This window comes from Legionella nautarum (genome assembly GCF_001467895.1).
GTDB lineage: Bacteria > Pseudomonadota > Gammaproteobacteria > Legionellales > Legionellaceae > Tatlockia > Tatlockia nautarum.
In genome coordinates, this window is sequence record NZ_LNYO01000003.1 from 32,286 (window position 1) to 49,637 (window position 17,352).

Here is a 17,352-nt window from a genome sequence, read left to right on the forward strand (position 1 = left end):
TATTTTTATACCAAATAGAAAACAAATTTTACAAACTTGTTAACTTTTAATATACTGTACTGAATTTTTAATCATCGCAAGAAACTGAATGCTTCGAAGCATTAACCCGAAAAAGCTTATGAAGAGCAACTCACTGCAGGCAAAACAGCAAGCACAGCGCTTTTTTAGTCCTGAGTCTGCTAGTTTTTTTTCTAATTCAGAAAAATCCCAGCGCAAGCGCAGACCAGAGATCCCGGGTAATGAAAACATAGCTAAAAAATTGGCTGTGGCTGCCCTATTATCGATGGACGCCCTCTTATAGCCCTTAAACGCTACTTTCTATTTTATACAATGGTGAAAAACCTAACTCAAGAAGCTCATTAACAATTAGCTGCCCCCAAAGACAACAGTTAGTTTTTTATTAAAACAATCAAAAACTAACTGCTATCAAAGAGGAATCAGAGTGATTGACGAGCACTAAGCTTGCACCACATAATCCCATTTAACCCCTTTGCTTATTGCTAGACAAATTTATTTTTCGAAACGCACTCTACTAAAGAAAAGGGCTCATTAATCTGTTTGTGAGTTATTTTGGAGCGAGTACTAAACAGGTTTAACCGGTATGGGTCGACTCTCAAGCAGCCACAAGGAAGTCATTAATATGCCCTATTCTCAAAAGGTAGATGAACACATTCTCATTGATTTGGCGCTACAAGGTGGTGGAGCCCATGGCGCTTTCACTTGGGGAGTTTTAGATCGTTTACTAGAAGAACCAAAGCTTCACATCGATGGCATATCGGGTACCTCTGCTGGGGCAATGTGTGCTGTGGTGCTTGCCGATGGCTATACTAAAGGTGGTCCTGATGAAGCCCGCAATTCGCTCGAATTGTTCTGGAAAAACATCTCTGAAGCAGCTCGTTTTAGTCCCTTACAGCGCAGTTTTCTTGATATTGTTTTGGGGCAATGGTCGCTCGATTACTCCCCTTTTTTCATAACCATGGATATTTTTTCTAGATTGGTTTCTCCCTACGATATTGACCCTTTAGGTGCTAACCCACTACACAACATTTTAGATCAACTTATTGATTTCAAAAGATTGGCACGTAGCGAAATCAAATTATTTGTGACGGCAACCAATGTGAGTACCGGCAGGGGAAAAGTATTTCGCAATAACGAAATCACCGCTGAAGTATTACTTGCATCAGCCTGCCTACCTAATCTTTTCAAGGCTATCGAAATTAATGGAGAACAGTACTGGGATGGTGGATATTCAGGTAATCCCACTATTACACCGCTGGTACGCGAATGTACATCACAAGATACGATTTTAGTACAGATTAATCCTGTCATGCGCCCAGACTTTCCTCGGTCAGCGAGAGATATCCTTAACCGCCAGAATGAGATTTCCTTCAATGCCGTATTACTCAAGGAACTGCGGATGATCGCTTTATTGCGACAATTAGCCTATCCAGGTAAATCAGAGGGGGCAAAATGGGCTCGAATGCGGATACACCGCGTGAGTAGTGATTTAATGCTGAAGCTTAGCTATTCCTCCAAACTCAATGCAGAATGGGACTTTTTTCTTATGTTACGCGATGAAGGGCGCCGCTCTGCTGAAGCCTTTCTCAGAGAACATGCGAAAGATCTTGGCCAACGATCATCCCTTGATCTCGATGCGCTGCTTGAGGGTATTTAACTCATGGGAATCTTTGCGATTTTATTTGGGCTGCCACTATATTAAATAACCATCAATAGCTAAGGTGGCATTGAAATCAAAAAATTACATTTTTTAATGTTAGGTCGCCGTACCCCGGAATATTGATTCCTATCATTAGCTACTCCCTGACTTGATTATATTATGTGTTGATCGGATGAGAGTGCAATCAAGACTTATTAAGAATAGCTCCGAGATCAATTCGGAGCTATTCCTAACCCATGAGTTTGTTCTTGTACTGCCATGCTCTGAACAGTTGGGCGATTTTTCTCTTGTCTTCGACCAAACTGGTGAAAAAATTCAGGGTCATTTTCCTGCAATATTCTTAAATGCCGCTCACGAATGATCATGCTTAAGTTAGGTTTTGCTGGCCACAATTGACCTTTATTTGAACAATAAAAGTTTTCTATCATTAAAGCACCACAGCTACTACCATCAGTCTGTTTAATAGAAGCTCTTAGTTTAATAATGGTTGGTTTTGTAATCCAATCTGCCTCAACTAAATCTCTATAAATGATATCCATTTGTTGTCGTTGTTGCTGTTGCGATAACAGGCCATCAAAATATATGAGCTCTTTAATCTCAGTTCCTTGCAAATTAATTTGCATCCCGACCCAATGATTACTGCTCGTATCATGAATAGGGATAATGAGCTTGGTAACACTATCTGGTGATAAATGAACATTCGCTTTCCAATCATTCAGTAGAGCAGCTATACGAGCATTTGGTGAAGAACTCTGTAGCTGCACGGCTCCTAGACAAACAATGGAAGAGTCTTTAAGCGCTGCCATTCGGTATTCTAAGATTTTATTGATATCTTCTGTTTCATAAAAATAATTTCGATTACTAGGATAATAATCTTTGCGAATTATGGGCTGCGGCTTTCCAGCAACTGCAGGCTGAAAAAGTCTAGCCCGCCCGCTGGTCTGAACTGTTCTTACTGTCGATTCAGAGACTACTTGCGCCTGCAAAGGAGTTCGAGTTACAGGATGAGTAGGAAATCTTCCTGTATAATTTCTGCATAGACTTTCTTCATCTAATAGTCTAGTGTCATTTTTTTTAACCTCTGCTAAAAGCGATTTAAGACGAGGCACAACATGAATATGTCTACATTTTTCATGATAACTAATGCCTTCAGTCAAGAGTCTAGTTTGTAAATGCAAAAGCGCTTCTCTTTCTGCTGGTCTTTGAGCTAATCGAATAGTTAAAGCATCAACGAGATGAATCAAAGACTGATGGTTTATGTAAATGGCAAAGGGCGACCTCATCTTCCTCATCAGCTTAATTAATTCATTCAGAGGCAGATTTTGCCATAAAACATAGACTGAGGTTGATTGGCAAAGTTGATTTCGCTCGTGGGTACCACAAGCCTTAAACAACCAAACAAAATACTTAGCCTCTGATTGAGCAATTAAGGTTTTTAAAGCCGAGAAAGGAAGTTTATTAAAAAATTGATTGACCCGTTCGGTTGCGGCATCTTTTGTTCTCAGCGAAGAGGTGCTACCTGCAGGATCTGAGGTTTTTCTAATCTGAGGCTCTAGCGAGGAGGGATAACTTTGTCCGGATAAACGTAATAAGCGTTTTAATTCTTCTTCATTACGATTTGATATTGCTCTAAATAAAGCGTTTTGGCTGGCAGTATTCCAGTGGGCAGAGGTTTTTGAGTTAGCCGAATCGCTACGCTCCGTAGTAAAAAAAGAATTATGGCTCCGATTCACTCTCCTAGCCTTTTGAGTTCGCCGTGTCGCTATCTCATTCTCTTCCACTTCGGTAATAGAATGAATTCTCTCTGTTCCAGAATTAGAAGTTCGCCGGGTAGCTATCCCATTCTCTTCCACTTCGGTAATAGAATGAGTTCTCTCTGTTCCAGAATTAGAAGTTCGCCGGGTAGCTATCTCATTCTCTTCCACTTCGGTGATAGAATTAGTTATCTCTGTTTCAGAATTAGACAAACTTTTCTCTAAACCAGAACGCCAGGTAGGATGCGCTTCAAGTGCAGTTAAATAGCAAGTTAATGAATCTTGGGCCGAAGGAGAAAAACGTTCTAAGGGAATAGTAATTTGCGACAAAAAATCCTGATATAAAGCATCTAAACGCTCATCTTGGATATGATTTTTATAAGCAATTAGAGAAGAAAGCAGACGGACTGCTAATGTAGGATGCAAATAAGAAAAATTAACAGTTTGATTAGCAATTCTTAGGAAATGTTCAAACCCTTCCTGCTCCGTCGGTGAAATTAAGTTTGTCCAATGTTCCAGCATTCGAACTCGTTGTATTTGAGAAGCATGCAGCGTCTCTAGTTTCATTGCTAATTGTTTCATGACGTTAGAAGGCAACCTATCCCTTATAAAGCCATTTTCTTGCAAGCGTGCAAGACTAGTAAAGCTATTAGCAATGTTTTGAGACCGACAGTCGTTTGAGCTTAACAACTTGGTGATAGCCCCAATCAGGGTGAGGGAGTCAATCGCTCCATTTAGACGCTGTGTTTGGGCTAAATACCCCAAGCCATTAAGACTCATAGAAACATCCTGGGCATCGAGGTTGTTTAAAGTTAAAAGCTTTTTAAGTAGCTTATTCAGTATCACGGCGTCAATTTTTCCATTTAGCCACTGCCCCAGGGCTAAATAGCCTACATTAATAAGGCTGTTACAAATGGCCTGCCCATAGGGACAGTCCAAGGTAAGTAGCTTCTCAAGGGCTTGATTGACTAAGTTAGAATCAATCTTACCTTCTAAACACTGCGCTCGAGCTAAGTAACCTAGTCCATTGAAATAATTGGAAATACTACGGGCATCGAGATCGTTTAAGTTTAACATCTTGATAAGCCCCAGACTCAGTATGCGGGAGTCAATCGCTTTCGTGAGGCACTGTGCCCGGGCTAAATAACCTAGGTCATTGAGACTGTTGCGAAGGGTCCGCGAAGAAAGATCCTTTAAGGTTAGCAGCCTTACAAGAGCTTGGCGAAGTAGATCAGAGTCAATTTTACCTGCTAGATGCTGCGTTTGAGCAAGATTGGCTAATCCCTTAAAAGCATTGGCAATATTTTGGGACTGAGGGTGATTGGACATTATCAATTTAGTAAGTGCCTGATTCAGTATAGCAGGATCAACCGTTCCTGTTAGACATTGCGCTTTTGCTATATAGCCTATCTGGTTTAGACTGTTAGCAATGAATAGGCCTTCGTTATCCCCAACTAAGGTAAGCAGCGTGCTTAAAGCCTGGCTAACTAGGCCGGAGTCAATCTTACCTTCTAAACCCCGCGCTTTGGCTGAATAACCTAAGCAACCGAGAATGTAACTAATGTTTCGAGATTGAAGCCCATCTAAGTTTAAAATTTTAGTCACTGCAAATGCAAGGAGTTCGCTGTTTAGTTTGCCTGCAATCGCATTCGTTTTAACTAGAATACCAATGCCTTGTAAGATATTGCTCAAAGCTTTGGAAGTGGGATCTGAGGTTAGGACTAAAGTCAGGAAAAACTCTATTAAATCAACGGGTAATTGAGTGGGCTCTTCTATTTCGGAAGTGATTTTTCCAATATTGAAGACAAAAAATGCAATTTCTTGAGCTCGTTTTTTAGGTATAGCTAAGCTATCAGCCCACTCATAAAATGGATCTAGTCCAAGTTTAGAAAATAAAACTGTCAATTTCATAAACACATCAGAAACATTTTTTGAAAAATCGGCAGGTTGTGAATTTTGACGCATTAGATTACGAATATCACGAATATCAAGAACAAAGTTATTAATTTCCTCAATATAAGTTGACTGTCCTTTTTTAGAAGAAGCTACTGACCGTTGAAACGAGGGCATTTCATGTCGAGCACGTTTCGCTCCGGGTTTAGAGTTGTCAAGGCTAGTTCTCATTAATACTCCACACATCATAAATCATTTCGGACAACATTTAATCATTTTAACGAAAATCAATACATTGAATATTTGGAATGCTAATACAACTATTTGGAATAGATGAAAGCGTTACTTTTTGGGAGAATCAATTTTATGGCTTACTCTACTAGCTAAGAAACTATCTTTTTTGAATTTCAACTGTATGTTTATAAGGACATGAATAATACGTTAAACCAAGTCAAAATTAAAAATTGGCTATTGCATTTTTTCTTGATTAATTTAATTGTGATTTATGCCCTTGCTTTCAATGATCAAAGATTAAACCCCTATCCAATAGCCTCTTGGATAATCATCAATTACGGTCTGTTTTGTATCAGATCTATCGCTTTTATCAACAGCCAAAGAGAGATGTTAATTTACGAAAGTGGTTTTTAATGCTTCAAAATCTTTATCGAGTTGTTTCGCCCCCATTGCACTCTTCGTTTCACTAAAGAAACCGATTTTGCCTGTACAAAGATAATTAATGCCTAAAACTGCAGGATAGAGAACAATCAATGAACTCAATACAACAGCCACTTCCGCCCAGATATAATTGTTATCGCGGTGAATATCTAAAAGTTCTTTATTTTGAGCTAATAATTCTTTACAAAAATCTCGACACTCTAAAAGTTGGTCTTGTTTTTGAGGATTAGAATCATAAATGGCATCCAGAGTTTTCGTTCTAAGTTGATTAACTACATCACAAAGTTCTTGACCTTCTTTTTGCTGGGAAGTGTTGCTAAGAGACACTCCTTTTTTTTCCAGCTCACAATAGTATTGTTCTATTTGGTAATATAAACGTTGTCTTTTTTCATTTTCATCAAATATCACTACCGGAAAACTAGGTTTCTCAATCTTCTGTTCCTTTAAATGCCCTCTGCACTCTAGGACAACATCCCTTAATGCTTGCATATCTTTAGCAGTGGATTTCTTTAGGGCTTCCAATACTTGTTTTTTTAATTCCGCACTCAATATCGGTTGAGTTTTGGCTAGTCTTTCTAAGAAGTAGAGTAAATCATCCAATGATCTTTGAGTATGGGCACAAGGGGCAAGTAATAGTTTTTCAAAAAACTCAACATATTCATCAAATCGATGAGAGTTTGCCAAAAACCTTGTTACTGACCTTGGGGCATCGGGTATAGACCATAGCTGGCGAAGAATGCTGGTTATCGTATCGTTAAAATCTATAAAAAATGTACCTCCTCTGCCTAGTGGCTTATATTCCGCTAAACCAAAATCGACAATATTCATTTGGAATCGCTTGTGAGTTCCTCGAGGATTAAATTTAACGAGAATATTTTCAGAATGTAAGTCATTATGGACCAACTTTTGCTCAATCAATTGTTCTTTATAGGCTGCAAGTAATTCTTTTGTTGAAGCTAGGATTTTTTGGCGATTATTAGGAAAATGTTTGCAAATAAATTTGTAAAAAGTCTGGTCACCGAGATTTCGCATGACTAGACGGCCTCGCACAGGCTTTTTCATATGCATATGCTTAGCATATTGCCCCACGGAATACTCTCTTTCCGCATCTCGAGTTTCTTCAAATTTCACCACTCTATCTTTATCTAATGCTTGGAATCCACTATTATCTTTCCCTTGGCTAATGGTACAGGCAATTTTCATTACATAACCATAAGCCCCACTACCAAGGCGGATTGCCGATACCATTTCGTAGGCATAACCACGTCCTTTGTTTCTTTCCCTAGCAAAGATAGTTTCTCCCAATTGGTATTCTTGATTGTTATAGGTAAATTTTTTACCTACATACAGAATATCATTATTTTTTTGACGCTGTGACTCGAGATACTCCCACATCCAAGGGTTTTGAGCGATATTAGCTGAATTAATAACTATGGTCATAAATTATTTTAATAGAGATTTATTCATGCAATATACCAGTAAATTATTAATTAAATATTAAATCTGACAATTGCTACGCTAAAATTTGTTTTAAGGTTTCAAGACTAATATTGGCGCCGCTTAGCACAATCACTGCATTTTTTCCTTGATATTTCTGATAATCCGTTGAGCCTGTGAATTTTAAAAATCCGCCGAGAGCTACTCCAGCGGCACCCTCAACCAAAAGATGTTGTGTTTTTATTAGCCTAATCATGGCATTTTTGATTTCTTCCTCCGAAACCAAAATATACTCATCGACAAATTGACGGCAAATATCAAAAGTAATAGCACCTGGCTCTATTCCTCCAGCGGTGGCATCTGATAGAGTGGGCAAGGTTTCCATTTCAATGATATGATCAGCCTTTATTGATTCCGACATCACCGGAGAATTTTGCGGTAAACAGCCAACAATTTTGATCTTTGGATTGAACGATTTTAAATACCAAGCAATTCCCGCAATTAACCCACCACCACCAACAGGAACAAAAACAATATCAATGGTATCGAGTTGTTTCATCAGTTCTAAACCAATTGTCGCTTGACCGCTAATCACTTGGAGATCATTGTAAGGAGAAACATAAATCATCTCTTGTTGTTTCGCATATTCCAAGGCATGCAATTCAGTTTGTACACAGTCTTTTCCATAAAATTCAAGATTAGCCGTATAATTGCGAATATTATCTACCTTTGTCGGCGATGTATTTTCTGGAACAAAAACAACTCCCTTCATGTTTAATTTGCTTAAACCAAATGCAACAGCCGCCCCATGATTACCCGATGATGCAGTGACTACCGCCTGATCACCTGAGGAAGAAGTTAAACTCAGTAATTTATTGATTGCACCTCGTACTTTAAAAGATCCTGTAAATTGCAGATTCTCACATTTTAAAAATACCTTCGCTTTGGTTTCACGACTCAGTGCAATGGAATAATCGAGAGCAGTTTCCCGGATATAGGGCCTAATTCTTTTTTCCGCGTTTAGTACTTCAGATTTAAAATCAAACATAGTTTTACCCTGTCTTCAGTGATTGACCAATAGTTATAAAATGTTGCCCTTGAAACACCGATTTAGTCTAATTTAGAGTTTTATGTCAACCAATAACTATAGAGGCATTAAACATGAGTGGTTTTCGCATGGTAATTTGTTTGCTTGGTTTCATTGTCATTTGCCTTGATTGAATCCCGAGAGCATCTTACATTTTACCAATAATTATAGAAGCGGAAAAAGGAAGATTAGATGATTGAAAAAATAGTTTCCGGAGGCCAAACAGGGGTAGACCAAGCTGCTCTTTCGATCGCGGCAGAAATGGGAATTAATATCGGTGGCTGGTGTCCCAAAGGAGGATTAGATGAAAATGGCAGCTGTATTTTAGATGTTTACCCATCCTTAAAAGAAACTAGTACGACCAATCCAGATGAAAGAACTAAACTCAATATTCAGGATTCTGACGGAACTCTTATCATCGTTCCAACTTGGCCCTTAGCTGAAAAAATAAAAGATGGCACAAGACTCTCTATCGAGTACGCTCAAAAACTAGGAAAACCTTATTTGGTGATTCGCTTAGATAAGAAAAACAATGCTTCCGCTAAATTAAAAGAATGGGTCGAAGCACAGAATATTCATATATTAAACATCGCAGGACCTAGAGAATCGAGCAGTCCTGGCATTAATAAAAAATCTTACGAACTTTTTCGAGAATTATTTTTCGACTTTAAACAAAACTTATGAGGTTTTGTTCCTGTGACTTGCACTCCTCCCGAACTGATGTATCTCTCAATTTGGTTGTCAGCGAAATATCTAACATGTACAGGGATGACAATTCCCGCATTTCCAACATAATGAGAATAACTAACTCAAATTCATTATCTTGTCTATTATTAAATCAAAACATAAGGAAGTGTATGACTATGTTACAGCAATCTAACTACGACGCATGGCCAGAGCTACCCTATCCAGACTTCGCATCAACCTCCTATTTATTACATAGGGGTATGCAAGTGATTGGAAAATTAAAATTAACCACCCCTTTTGAGCCACAATGGGCTAATGTTCCTTTTTGGCTAAATGGCCGAGGCTTAACCACTGGACCTATTCCCTATCACAGCGGGATTTTTACGATGGATCTTGATTTCATCGCTCACAAAGTCATTTGTTCAACAAGTTGGCAATATGAGGGAGAGTTCCACATAGACTCTATGTCCGTAGCAGAATTTACTCAAGCCGTATTTAAATTGCTTTCTCAGGCCGGTATAACGATAGAAATAAATCCTCTACCGCAGGAAGTTGCCAATCCCATTTCTTTCAATAAAGACACGCAACAACGAAACTACAATAAAGCACTTGCCAATGCTTGGTGGAGAATTTTAGTGAGTTCCTATCGAATGATGCAGCAATATCATGCTCAATTTACTGGCAAAACACCGCCTATTGGTTTTATGTGGGGAACCTTCGATTTGCGGGATGCACGTTATCAGGGGGTTGCAGTGCCCACTACTGGATCTAATGCGGGATATATTCGCCGAAATGCCATGAATGAAACTCAAGTTGAAGCAGGATGGTGGAGTGGGAATGATAACTATCCTCGTCCAGCCTATTATTCATTCACCTTCCCCCAACCTGAAGGCATTGAAAACAGTCAAATCAAACCTGTTTCGGCGCGATGGGATAACAACATGGGCTTATTTATTCTTGATTATGATGATCTGCGTAAATCTAAAACGCCGGAAAAAGATTTATTGATATTTTTGGAATCGACTTATAAAGCAGGGGCTGCGCTTGCTGACTGGGAAGTCAGGCTTGTGGGTTCAGGCAAGCCTATTTAGCCTGGGGAATAGTTATTGGCTTTCACTCGCATGAACTAATTTCATCACCCTATTAACAAAATCGAGTCCGGGATCATATTTATCCGTTTGATAATTAGGATCTCGTTCGAGCCAAAGCGGTGAATTTTTAAAGCGCAAATATTCATTATGACCTATCACATATTTTATGCCTGGATATTTCTTTTTTAAGTAACAAACTAAGAAAGCGTTTGCTTTGGTCTGCGCCTCGGTTAAGTCGTCTAAACCGTTTTCTCCGCCTACATTTTCAATACCAATGGCAAAATGATTGAGTCCGATGACATGTCTTGCCATCCAAGTTTCGGGCATGAGTTGGTAGATACTGCCATCACGATCAACTAAAAAATGTGCAGAAACATTTAAGGTTCCTGGCAATTCTTTTATTCGCGGCGAACCTCGCGGAAACGTAGGAGAATTGAAAACACGAAACGTCGCTGCAAAACTGGGGATAGAGGTCCAATGCAAGACAATCATTTTCGGCTCAATCTCGATTGATTTCGAGTCAATTCCATAATGAGTTAACTGGTATTGCCGTGTTAAAGCAATTCGTTCTTCATTAAATTTAATTGGCGCTTGATGAATAATCTGCGGCTCATAGCAGGAAAACGCATGCGCTAAGGAATTAATAAACAATAAGAAAGCTGTCAAAATTTTCATATTATTCTTTTAAAATCATGAAGTAAGCCGCCACATAGTTTGGCAAATCTTTATTTGCCTGATAAAAAGCTTCGCTACTCGTATAACTTCCTGTTAAAAAATCTACCTGATATTGATTATTCTGAAAAGCCCCGCCTGTGTCAGCAAAAATGCCTGCTCTTGTCATTATTTTTCCTGTTTTATCGGGATATTGCACCATCAGCAGTTTCCCCAGACCAAATTGTTCAAGATCCGCAGCAAAAGTAACTTCGCTATCAACAGTAATTTTATGGTCAGCATCCTTACCATAACCTTTGATACCATCTACTGGCTTAAAATACCAGTAGCGCTCTTGTTGGTAAGGATTTTTCGCTTTGTCGTAGGGCACATTGTTACAGCGATGGACATTAAAAGTTTTTGTTTGGTGGTTAGGAAAATCGACCACAATCGTACCTTGCATTAATGCAGCCTCTAAGTCATCTCGTTTTAAATAAGCTAAAGTCGGAATCTTTTTATTGGCTAATGCGCCCTTTAATATGGCTTGCTTTCCATACTGGAAACGAATAAGCCCAGGGGTTGCATCCGCCTCTTCAAGAGTTAGCGCCTCTTCATCTCTCGGCAGCCCATGCAACGCGTAAGGATAGGTGGTCGTGGGACTGTCCGAGACCTTAGCGCGCGGAACATAATACTTGGTCATTAAAATCTTATCGCTAGGTAAATTGGCGATTAATGGTTTACCTGCCTTGAGGAACTTGGTTTGCTCAAGATCAGGATACCAACGAACAAAATCAAAATGTTTTTTTACAAAAGCAGGATCCTGCAGTTCATTTTGATGTTGACATATAAAGGCGAGAGTCGCTTTGACGCGCGAAAGGGGCACCGTAAACACTTTGCCTGCGTGAATAACACGAGGATCATAGAGATTGCCCTTATCTAAATAAGCGAGTGTTTCAGTAGCCGTTTTACACAAAATAGGTCCATTAATATCGAAATGGGTTGTGAACATTGGCTCAGCAGAAATAAAACGAGGAGCAGCGATGACCTGAATACTAACGAATAAACTAGCGAAGATAATTTTTAATTTCATTGTTCACGGGCAAGAAACTTGAAAACAAAATGATACCATAGCTAATCCTTAAAGACAGAATTAAAGGATTAGGTGAAAAATTACTCAAAGAGACAGAAATCATTTGACAATTCTATCTACTAGAAGATAGAATGCCCGTTATGAAACCTACAACGATGCAAGAAAAAATACTGAATACTGCAGAAAGCCTCATCCAAACGATGGGCTATAATGCGTTTAGCTACAAAGATGTTGCCCTTGTAGTAGGAATTAAAACATCCAGTATTCATTATTATTATCCAACTAAAGAAGATTTAGCTGTTGCAGTGATTGAATGGCAATTGGAACGCCTAACCTTTTCATTAAATGAATTGAAAGTAAACCCTTCTCTGACTTTACAGCAAAAGCTATTAAGGCTGGTAGAACTAGTCCTTTCTGTCACCCTTAATAATGACATGAAAATGTGTTTAGGAGGCATGCTGGCATCCGATGTAGTTTCTTTACCGGAAAAACTAAAAATCAAGGTACGCCTTTTTTTTAGCAGCTTAGAAAAATGGCTCAGCGAAGTCTTGTTAGAAGAAAATTCGAAAATTGAAACCTTGAGGTTGCCGTTTTCAATTGAGAATCTATCAAGATATTTATTGGTGCAATTGGAAGGAGGATTACTTTTATCTCGCTTATATGATGATTTTTCTTATATCGAGACAGTGAAACAATTTATTAAAACGACGTTTTAAATTTTTTTATTTAACCTATCTATCTACTAGTAGATAGTCAATGGAGGAATGATGAACTTTAAACATTTGTTGGGCACAACTGCTTTAACTTTAGGCTTAATAACTTCTAACTACGCAGGAAAAATGACGATGACTAATACAGACAGCATTAAAAAAGCCACTTATATAAAATTACTAAGTAAACCAGAAACTCAATTAGATCTTGAGCATTTTCTGCAAAAAGGGGCCATTCTTGTCCGCCAAACTGAACCCAACACTCCTCTATGGTTCGCTTTAAAAGAACAAAATAATTTCGCCATTTTCGACGTTTTCTTAAATGAAAAAGGAAGAGAGCAACATTTTGCAGGTGAAGTGGCCGCTGCATTAAAAGCTAATGCAGCACATTTGGTGCAAGATGGCTGGGAGCAAGGGGTATTACAGAATGTGAATAATTTTGACATCATTGCTACTAACAATTTTTCTATGAAAAAAGTATTGAGCGCAAAAAATGCAGCCTATATTCTCTTGAAAGCGGCACCTGGAAAAAGCCAAGAGCTTGAGCAGTTCTTAAAAAACGCTGCCGAAGTTATTAATCAAACTGAACCCGATACTTATTTATGGCTCGCGTTAAAAACTGATAGCGATACATTTGCTATTTTTGATACCTTCCCTAATCATGAGGCTCTAAAAACCCATTTTGCTGGTAAGGTAGCTGCTGAATTACAAAAAAAGGCTGGCGAATTAATCGCTGAGGGCTGGGAAAAAGGTGTCTTGGCTAAGGTGCATGATTTTCAAATAACCGCCGTTTCTTAATCAGGACTACCTAGAGCAAGAGAACCATAACCATTAGGTTAAAGAGGATTTATCTGTTCCGCTCGAGCTGAGTCCGAGCGGAGCTATCCCCACCACATTAAATAGACTGTTTAATTCATTGATCGTTTTGTTTATCCCGTTCACACTGAGGAAGCGCGCAGCGCTGTCTCGAAGTGCCGCAAAAGGGCGATTGACGATATTGCAAATCAATTCAGCCTAAACAATCAAGAAATTGGCCTAGTCTTGGGGACCTTCGGCCTTGGTTATGTCATTACTACCTTTTTAGGAGGTATTGCAGCTGATAAATTCGGCGCTAAGCGAACTTTAGCAATATCGATTCTATTCTGGAGCGTCGCCTCACTGATTACTGGTATAGCGACAGGTTTGTTCATGCTTATTCTATCGAGAATTATTTTAGGTATCGCCGAAGGACCGAACTTCCCAGCTTTAACAAGAGCAATCGGCGATTGGTTGTCGGAAACAGAACGCAATCGTGCTTTAGCCTTGGCTTTAATTGCTGTACCCGTTTCTTTAGCACTTAGCGGCCCGATCGTGTCGCAACTTATTTTGCATCTTTCTTGGCGAGGTGCTTATTATTTTTTAGCGCTATTAGCTATTTTATGGCTTCCTCTCTGGGGTTGGCTATTTAAAGATAATCCTAAAGATTCACCTTATGTAAACCAAGCCGAGTTAGGTTATTTAAATGAGCAAACGATAACCAACGCTCATGCCCCCAGCAAAGTAACTTGGAAATTTTTATTTTTCAACAAAACACTAGCATTGAACAATTGGGCCTTTTTTGTATTTGGCTATTACCTTTTCTTTTTCATGACTTGGCTTCCGCGTTATCTGAAGCTCAAATACCATCTCGATTTAACACAAATCGGCTTGTATTCAATAGCTCCGTGGTTATTAGGAGCAATTATGATGTGGGGGTTGGGTACGCTATGCGATTACATCTTTAAAAAAACAAGCAGCTTACGCCTCTCTCGCTCCTATCCAATTTTTATTTCCCAATTATTCGCTGCTTTGTGCATTATCCCTATTTTATCCACGGACAATATTTTTGTTGCTCTAATTTTTATTTCCTTAGCTGTCGGTTTTGTATTAAGTGCTAATGCCTCTTATTATGCGGTCAACATTGACATTGCCAAGGAATGGGCCGGCTCAGCGCTTGGTATTATGGACGCAATTTTTGCCATCGCAGGATTTTTATCCCCAACCATCACCGGCGTACTCATCTCACTAGCAGGTCGTTTTGAAGCAGCGTTCCTTTTGTTAGTCCTATTGGGCTTATCCTCAGCCATCCTTACCTTCATTTTTCATAATAGGGAGTCCCAAAATTCATATACTAAGCGAATTTCAAATGAAATCTGATTTCAGAATGAGAAAACTCAGAATTATAAAAATAAACTATAAATAATTAGAAACAAGACTTGCGCCGCAGTCACGACGAGTCCGTTTTGTATCATTGCTTTGACATTTTTGCTTCCGGCAAAACCCATAGCAGCAAACATATTCGCACCAGGATAGGCATAATTAGTTACACGGGTCGCGAAGATCATGCACAAAGCGAATGCGATCATGGGCATTTGCATCTGCAACACAGTAGGAGAAAAGAGCTGATGCAGCATTTTAATCGTTGCTTCAGCAGCGCCAGGCATGCCAAAAGCGCCAGTAAAACCAATTAACATCGATAATACCGGTTTTCCCCCTATATTAATTAAGGGGGCTAATAGTGCTGTTAATGCATTAAATCCTCCTGCTTGATGAATTAAAACCATAAAAGGATCAAATAAAATAAACAACAGGAAGAGATGTAGGCTTTTTCGCATTCCCTCGATTAATAATTTAAAAATTTGTTTTAAGCTTAATTTACTTGCCAATCCAGTAATAAGCGCCAGAAATAACATGACAAAAATAACATAAGTTGTGTGCGCATGAGCTAATAAGCCATAAATTACACAAGCTATAAAAGAGATCACAAAAAGCCAAGTCGTTCGCTTTTGTTGTTTATTAGGGGCAAAAGGCTCTGAAGTATCCTCTTCTTGGCAAGATTCATTCGCATATTTTCGTTGTAATCGGTTAGCCATAAACCAGGTAGTAATTAAAGTAATCAAAGCCACAGGAAGAGCGGCATAAAGAAGGACAGACTCATAACTCAGTCCTGTAACACCCAGTAAAGCCACTACAGGAGGGGCAAAGGGCCCAAGAATTAAAGCTTCTTCAGCAGATGCCTGCATTAATACAGCCAAACTGGGGCGTGATAGCCCAACAGAACCTGCAATAGGACGTAGACTAGGTGCTAAAATCGCTAGTCCGCCAGCCAAGGTGCCAAGTAAACCTACAATGATAAATGATGAAAGCACGATCCCGATTTTCGCTCGCCGCTGGGTATTTACCCCAATCCCATAAACAATTTTGTGCACTAACGTATGACTGACCTGAGTATGGGTTAAGATCTCACCTAAACCATGCCCTAGTATAATAATAAAACCCACTAAGGCCATGAATGAGCCTAAAGCATTAGCCAAAGAATTTCCGATAGCAATGGGACCGCTCAAAGTCCACAAATAGCCTAGTCCAACACAGAGTGCAGTCGCTATTAAAGCATCAACATTGCGAAATAACATCAGGGCATAAAGAACAATAATCCCTAAACTGGCTAATTCAATGTAGAAAGACATTAATGGATTACTCCAATCTGATTCAATCCTTGGCTAATGCCTTCAATTCCTAAACCAGGTTTGTCTGACAAAATAATTTTATCGCCAAGTCGTTGAGCTCCACCAAGAATAGGGTTGTCACGAATCAAATAAATAGGATCAAGGTCCGCATAAAAGATATCAGGCTTACTTAAAGCAAAACTGGCAATAGCCGCAATTCCAATCGGTGATTCCAGCATACACCCAACCATTATTTTCATTTCTGCTGCTTTAGCAATATTATAAATCGCTTGGGCATTCGCAAGGCCAGCCGATTTCATCAACTTAATATTAACCCCATCACAAGCATTCATTTTGGCAATATTTAGGGTATCTTCGGGAGAAAAACAAGCCTCATCTGCAATGATAAGAGAATCAACCTGTTCGCTAATCGCTTTTAAGTGCTGTAGATCCTGGGCTTTAATCGGTTGTTCGACCAAAGCGATATTCAACTGCTGTTGTTCCAAGGAATCAATAACCTTTAAAGCATCTTCATAAGACCACCCTTGATTGGCATCGACAAGTAAAATGATAGAGTTGCCCACCTCTTGACGAATAGCATGCACGCGCTTGAGGTCTTCAAGTGGCTTTAATCCTAATTTTATTTTTAGTGTTCGATGCCCTTGATTCACTAGCTCAACAGCATCCTCCACCATAGCGTCAATCTCTTTAACGCTTAGCGTAATACAGGAGCTAATGCTGTTCTTATTTCCTCCCAACAATTGGTAAAGAGGCAGACCACAATATTGGGCAAATAAATCATGCAATGCGATATCAATGGCTGCTTTTGCAGAGGTATTTCTTACTAGGGCCTGAGTATTCATTTGGAGTAATAAATTCAATTCAGCAATACTTCGACCAATCAACTGTGGACCAAGAATGGTTTTAATGGCAGTGATAATGGATTCCGTACTGTCGCCAGTGATAGCGGGAGTCGAAGCAGCTGAACCATAACCCAAATTACCACTATCCGTTTTAATCATTACCACCACATCCTCAACGCATTCGGTACGCCTTACGGCTGTGATAAATGGGCGAATTAATGGGATAGTTAATTGCGCAATATGAATCTCCGTGATGTTCATCTAAGCACCTT

14 protein-coding genes are annotated in these 17,352 nt (G+C 39.2%); 7 read left to right on the top strand and 7 right to left on the bottom strand.

The window, feature by feature from the left end; genetic code table 11:
- Positions 1 to 118: 118 nt before the first annotated feature.
- The gene (locus Lnau_RS01540) at positions 119 to 301 is read left to right on the top strand and encodes a hypothetical protein (RefSeq protein WP_133134947.1); all 183 of its coding nucleotides are present in this window, start codon (positions 119 to 121) and stop codon (positions 299 to 301) included.
- 339 nt (positions 302 to 640) lie between these two features.
- Complete coding sequence (locus tag Lnau_RS01545) at positions 641 to 1,675, top strand: patatin-like phospholipase family protein (RefSeq protein ID WP_058503395.1); 1,035 nt, start codon at positions 641 to 643, stop codon at positions 1,673 to 1,675.
- Positions 1,676 to 1,890: 215 nt separating this feature from the next.
- Here Lnau_RS01545 and Lnau_RS01550 read toward each other — a convergent pair whose 3' ends face one another.
- The 3 genes from Lnau_RS01550 to Lnau_RS01565 all read right to left on the bottom strand — a co-directional run bounded on the left by Lnau_RS01550 (position 1,891) and on the right by Lnau_RS01565 (position 8,485).
- Positions 1,891 to 5,556, bottom strand: a complete 3,666-nt coding sequence (locus Lnau_RS01550) for a Ulp1 family isopeptidase (protein ID WP_058503396.1) — start codon at positions 5,554 to 5,556, stop codon at positions 1,891 to 1,893.
- A gap of 393 nt (positions 5,557 to 5,949) precedes the next feature.
- Positions 5,950 to 7,440 carry a protein kinase family protein gene (locus tag Lnau_RS01560; protein WP_058503398.1) on the bottom strand — a complete coding sequence of 497 codons (1,491 nt, stop codon included), beginning with the start codon at positions 7,438 to 7,440 and terminating at the stop codon, positions 5,950 to 5,952.
- Positions 7,441 to 7,513: 73 nt separating this feature from the next.
- The gene (locus Lnau_RS01565) at positions 7,514 to 8,485 is read right to left on the bottom strand and encodes a threonine/serine dehydratase (protein ID WP_058503399.1); all 972 of its coding nucleotides are present in this window, start codon (positions 8,483 to 8,485) and stop codon (positions 7,514 to 7,516) included.
- Positions 8,486 to 8,716: 231 nt separating this feature from the next.
- On the opposite strand from Lnau_RS01565, the gene Lnau_RS01570 reads away from it, so the two are divergent.
- Together Lnau_RS01570 and Lnau_RS01575 are read left to right on the top strand one after the other, a co-directional pair.
- Positions 8,717 to 9,208 (top strand): putative molybdenum carrier protein, encoded by a 492-nt coding sequence (locus tag Lnau_RS01570; protein ID WP_058503400.1) that lies wholly within the window; start codon positions 8,717 to 8,719, stop codon positions 9,206 to 9,208.
- 173 nt (positions 9,209 to 9,381) lie between these two features.
- The gene (locus Lnau_RS01575; protein ID WP_058503401.1) at positions 9,382 to 10,302 is read left to right on the top strand and encodes a DUF5996 family protein; all 921 of its coding nucleotides are present in this window, start codon (positions 9,382 to 9,384) and stop codon (positions 10,300 to 10,302) included.
- A 12-nt stretch (positions 10,303 to 10,314) separates the two neighbouring features.
- Here Lnau_RS01575 and Lnau_RS01580 read toward each other — a convergent pair whose 3' ends face one another.
- Positions 10,315 to 10,977, bottom strand: coding sequence for a peptidoglycan recognition protein family protein (locus Lnau_RS01580; RefSeq protein ID WP_058503402.1), 663 nt, complete (start codon positions 10,975 to 10,977; stop codon positions 10,315 to 10,317).
- Position 10,978: 1 nt separating this feature from the next.
- Positions 10,979 to 12,043 (bottom strand): MltA domain-containing protein, encoded by a 1,065-nt coding sequence (locus Lnau_RS01585; RefSeq protein WP_058503403.1) that lies wholly within the window; start codon positions 12,041 to 12,043, stop codon positions 10,979 to 10,981.
- 131 nt (positions 12,044 to 12,174) lie between these two features.
- Between Lnau_RS01585 and Lnau_RS01590 the strand changes: the two genes are divergently transcribed.
- The 3 genes from Lnau_RS01590 (at position 12,175) to Lnau_RS01600 (ending at position 14,928) form a co-directional block, all read left to right on the top strand.
- Positions 12,175 to 12,759, top strand: a complete 585-nt coding sequence (locus tag Lnau_RS01590; RefSeq protein ID WP_065240226.1) for a TetR/AcrR family transcriptional regulator — start codon at positions 12,175 to 12,177, stop codon at positions 12,757 to 12,759.
- A 48-nt stretch (positions 12,760 to 12,807) separates the two neighbouring features.
- Positions 12,808 to 13,551, top strand: coding sequence for a putative quinol monooxygenase (locus Lnau_RS01595; protein ID WP_238585898.1), 744 nt, complete (start codon positions 12,808 to 12,810; stop codon positions 13,549 to 13,551).
- A gap of 189 nt (positions 13,552 to 13,740) precedes the next feature.
- Positions 13,741 to 14,928, top strand: a complete 1,188-nt coding sequence (locus Lnau_RS01600) for an MFS transporter (protein WP_338011300.1) — start codon at positions 13,741 to 13,743, stop codon at positions 14,926 to 14,928.
- A 23-nt stretch (positions 14,929 to 14,951) separates the two neighbouring features.
- Here Lnau_RS01600 and Lnau_RS01605 read toward each other — a convergent pair whose 3' ends face one another.
- Positions 14,952 to 16,238: a TRAP transporter large permease subunit gene (locus tag Lnau_RS01605; RefSeq protein WP_058503406.1), complete on the bottom strand. Its 1,287-nt coding sequence runs from the start codon at positions 16,236 to 16,238 to the stop codon at positions 14,952 to 14,954.
- Positions 16,238 to 17,341, bottom strand: a complete 1,104-nt coding sequence (locus tag Lnau_RS01610) for a dipeptide epimerase (protein WP_058503407.1) — start codon at positions 17,339 to 17,341, stop codon at positions 16,238 to 16,240. The genes Lnau_RS01605 and Lnau_RS01610 overlap by 1 nt, the downstream gene beginning before the upstream one ends.
- Positions 17,342 to 17,352: the final 11 nt, after the last annotated feature.

Excerpts from the sequence above, each read along its gene's own strand:
- Lnau_RS01540 (WP_133134947.1), top strand. The coding sequence starts at position 119 with ATGAAGAGCAACTCACTGCAGGCAAAACAGCAAGCACAGCGCTTTTTT.
- Lnau_RS01545 (WP_058503395.1), top strand. The coding sequence starts at position 641 with ATGCCCTATTCTCAAAAGGTAGATGAACACATTCTCATTGATTTGGCG.
- Lnau_RS01550 (WP_058503396.1), bottom strand. The coding sequence starts at position 5,556 with ATGAGAACTAGCCTTGACAACTCTAAACCCGGAGCGAAACGTGCTCGA.
- Lnau_RS01560 (WP_058503398.1), bottom strand. The coding sequence starts at position 7,440 with ATGACCATAGTTATTAATTCAGCTAATATCGCTCAAAACCCTTGGATG.
- Lnau_RS01565 (WP_058503399.1), bottom strand. The coding sequence starts at position 8,485 with ATGTTTGATTTTAAATCTGAAGTACTAAACGCGGAAAAAAGAATTAGG.
- Lnau_RS01570 (WP_058503400.1), top strand. The coding sequence starts at position 8,717 with ATGATTGAAAAAATAGTTTCCGGAGGCCAAACAGGGGTAGACCAAGCT.
- Lnau_RS01575 (WP_058503401.1), top strand. The coding sequence starts at position 9,382 with ATGACTATGTTACAGCAATCTAACTACGACGCATGGCCAGAGCTACCC.
- Lnau_RS01580 (WP_058503402.1), bottom strand. The coding sequence starts at position 10,977 with ATGAAAATTTTGACAGCTTTCTTATTGTTTATTAATTCCTTAGCGCAT.
- Lnau_RS01585 (WP_058503403.1), bottom strand. The coding sequence starts at position 12,043 with ATGAAATTAAAAATTATCTTCGCTAGTTTATTCGTTAGTATTCAGGTC.
- Lnau_RS01590 (WP_065240226.1), top strand. The coding sequence starts at position 12,175 with ATGCCCGTTATGAAACCTACAACGATGCAAGAAAAAATACTGAATACT.
- Lnau_RS01595 (WP_238585898.1), top strand. The coding sequence starts at position 12,808 with ATGATGAACTTTAAACATTTGTTGGGCACAACTGCTTTAACTTTAGGC.
- Lnau_RS01605 (WP_058503406.1), bottom strand. The coding sequence starts at position 16,238 with ATGTCTTTCTACATTGAATTAGCCAGTTTAGGGATTATTGTTCTTTAT.
- Lnau_RS01610 (WP_058503407.1), bottom strand. The coding sequence starts at position 17,341 with ATGAACATCACGGAGATTCATATTGCGCAATTAACTATCCCATTAATT.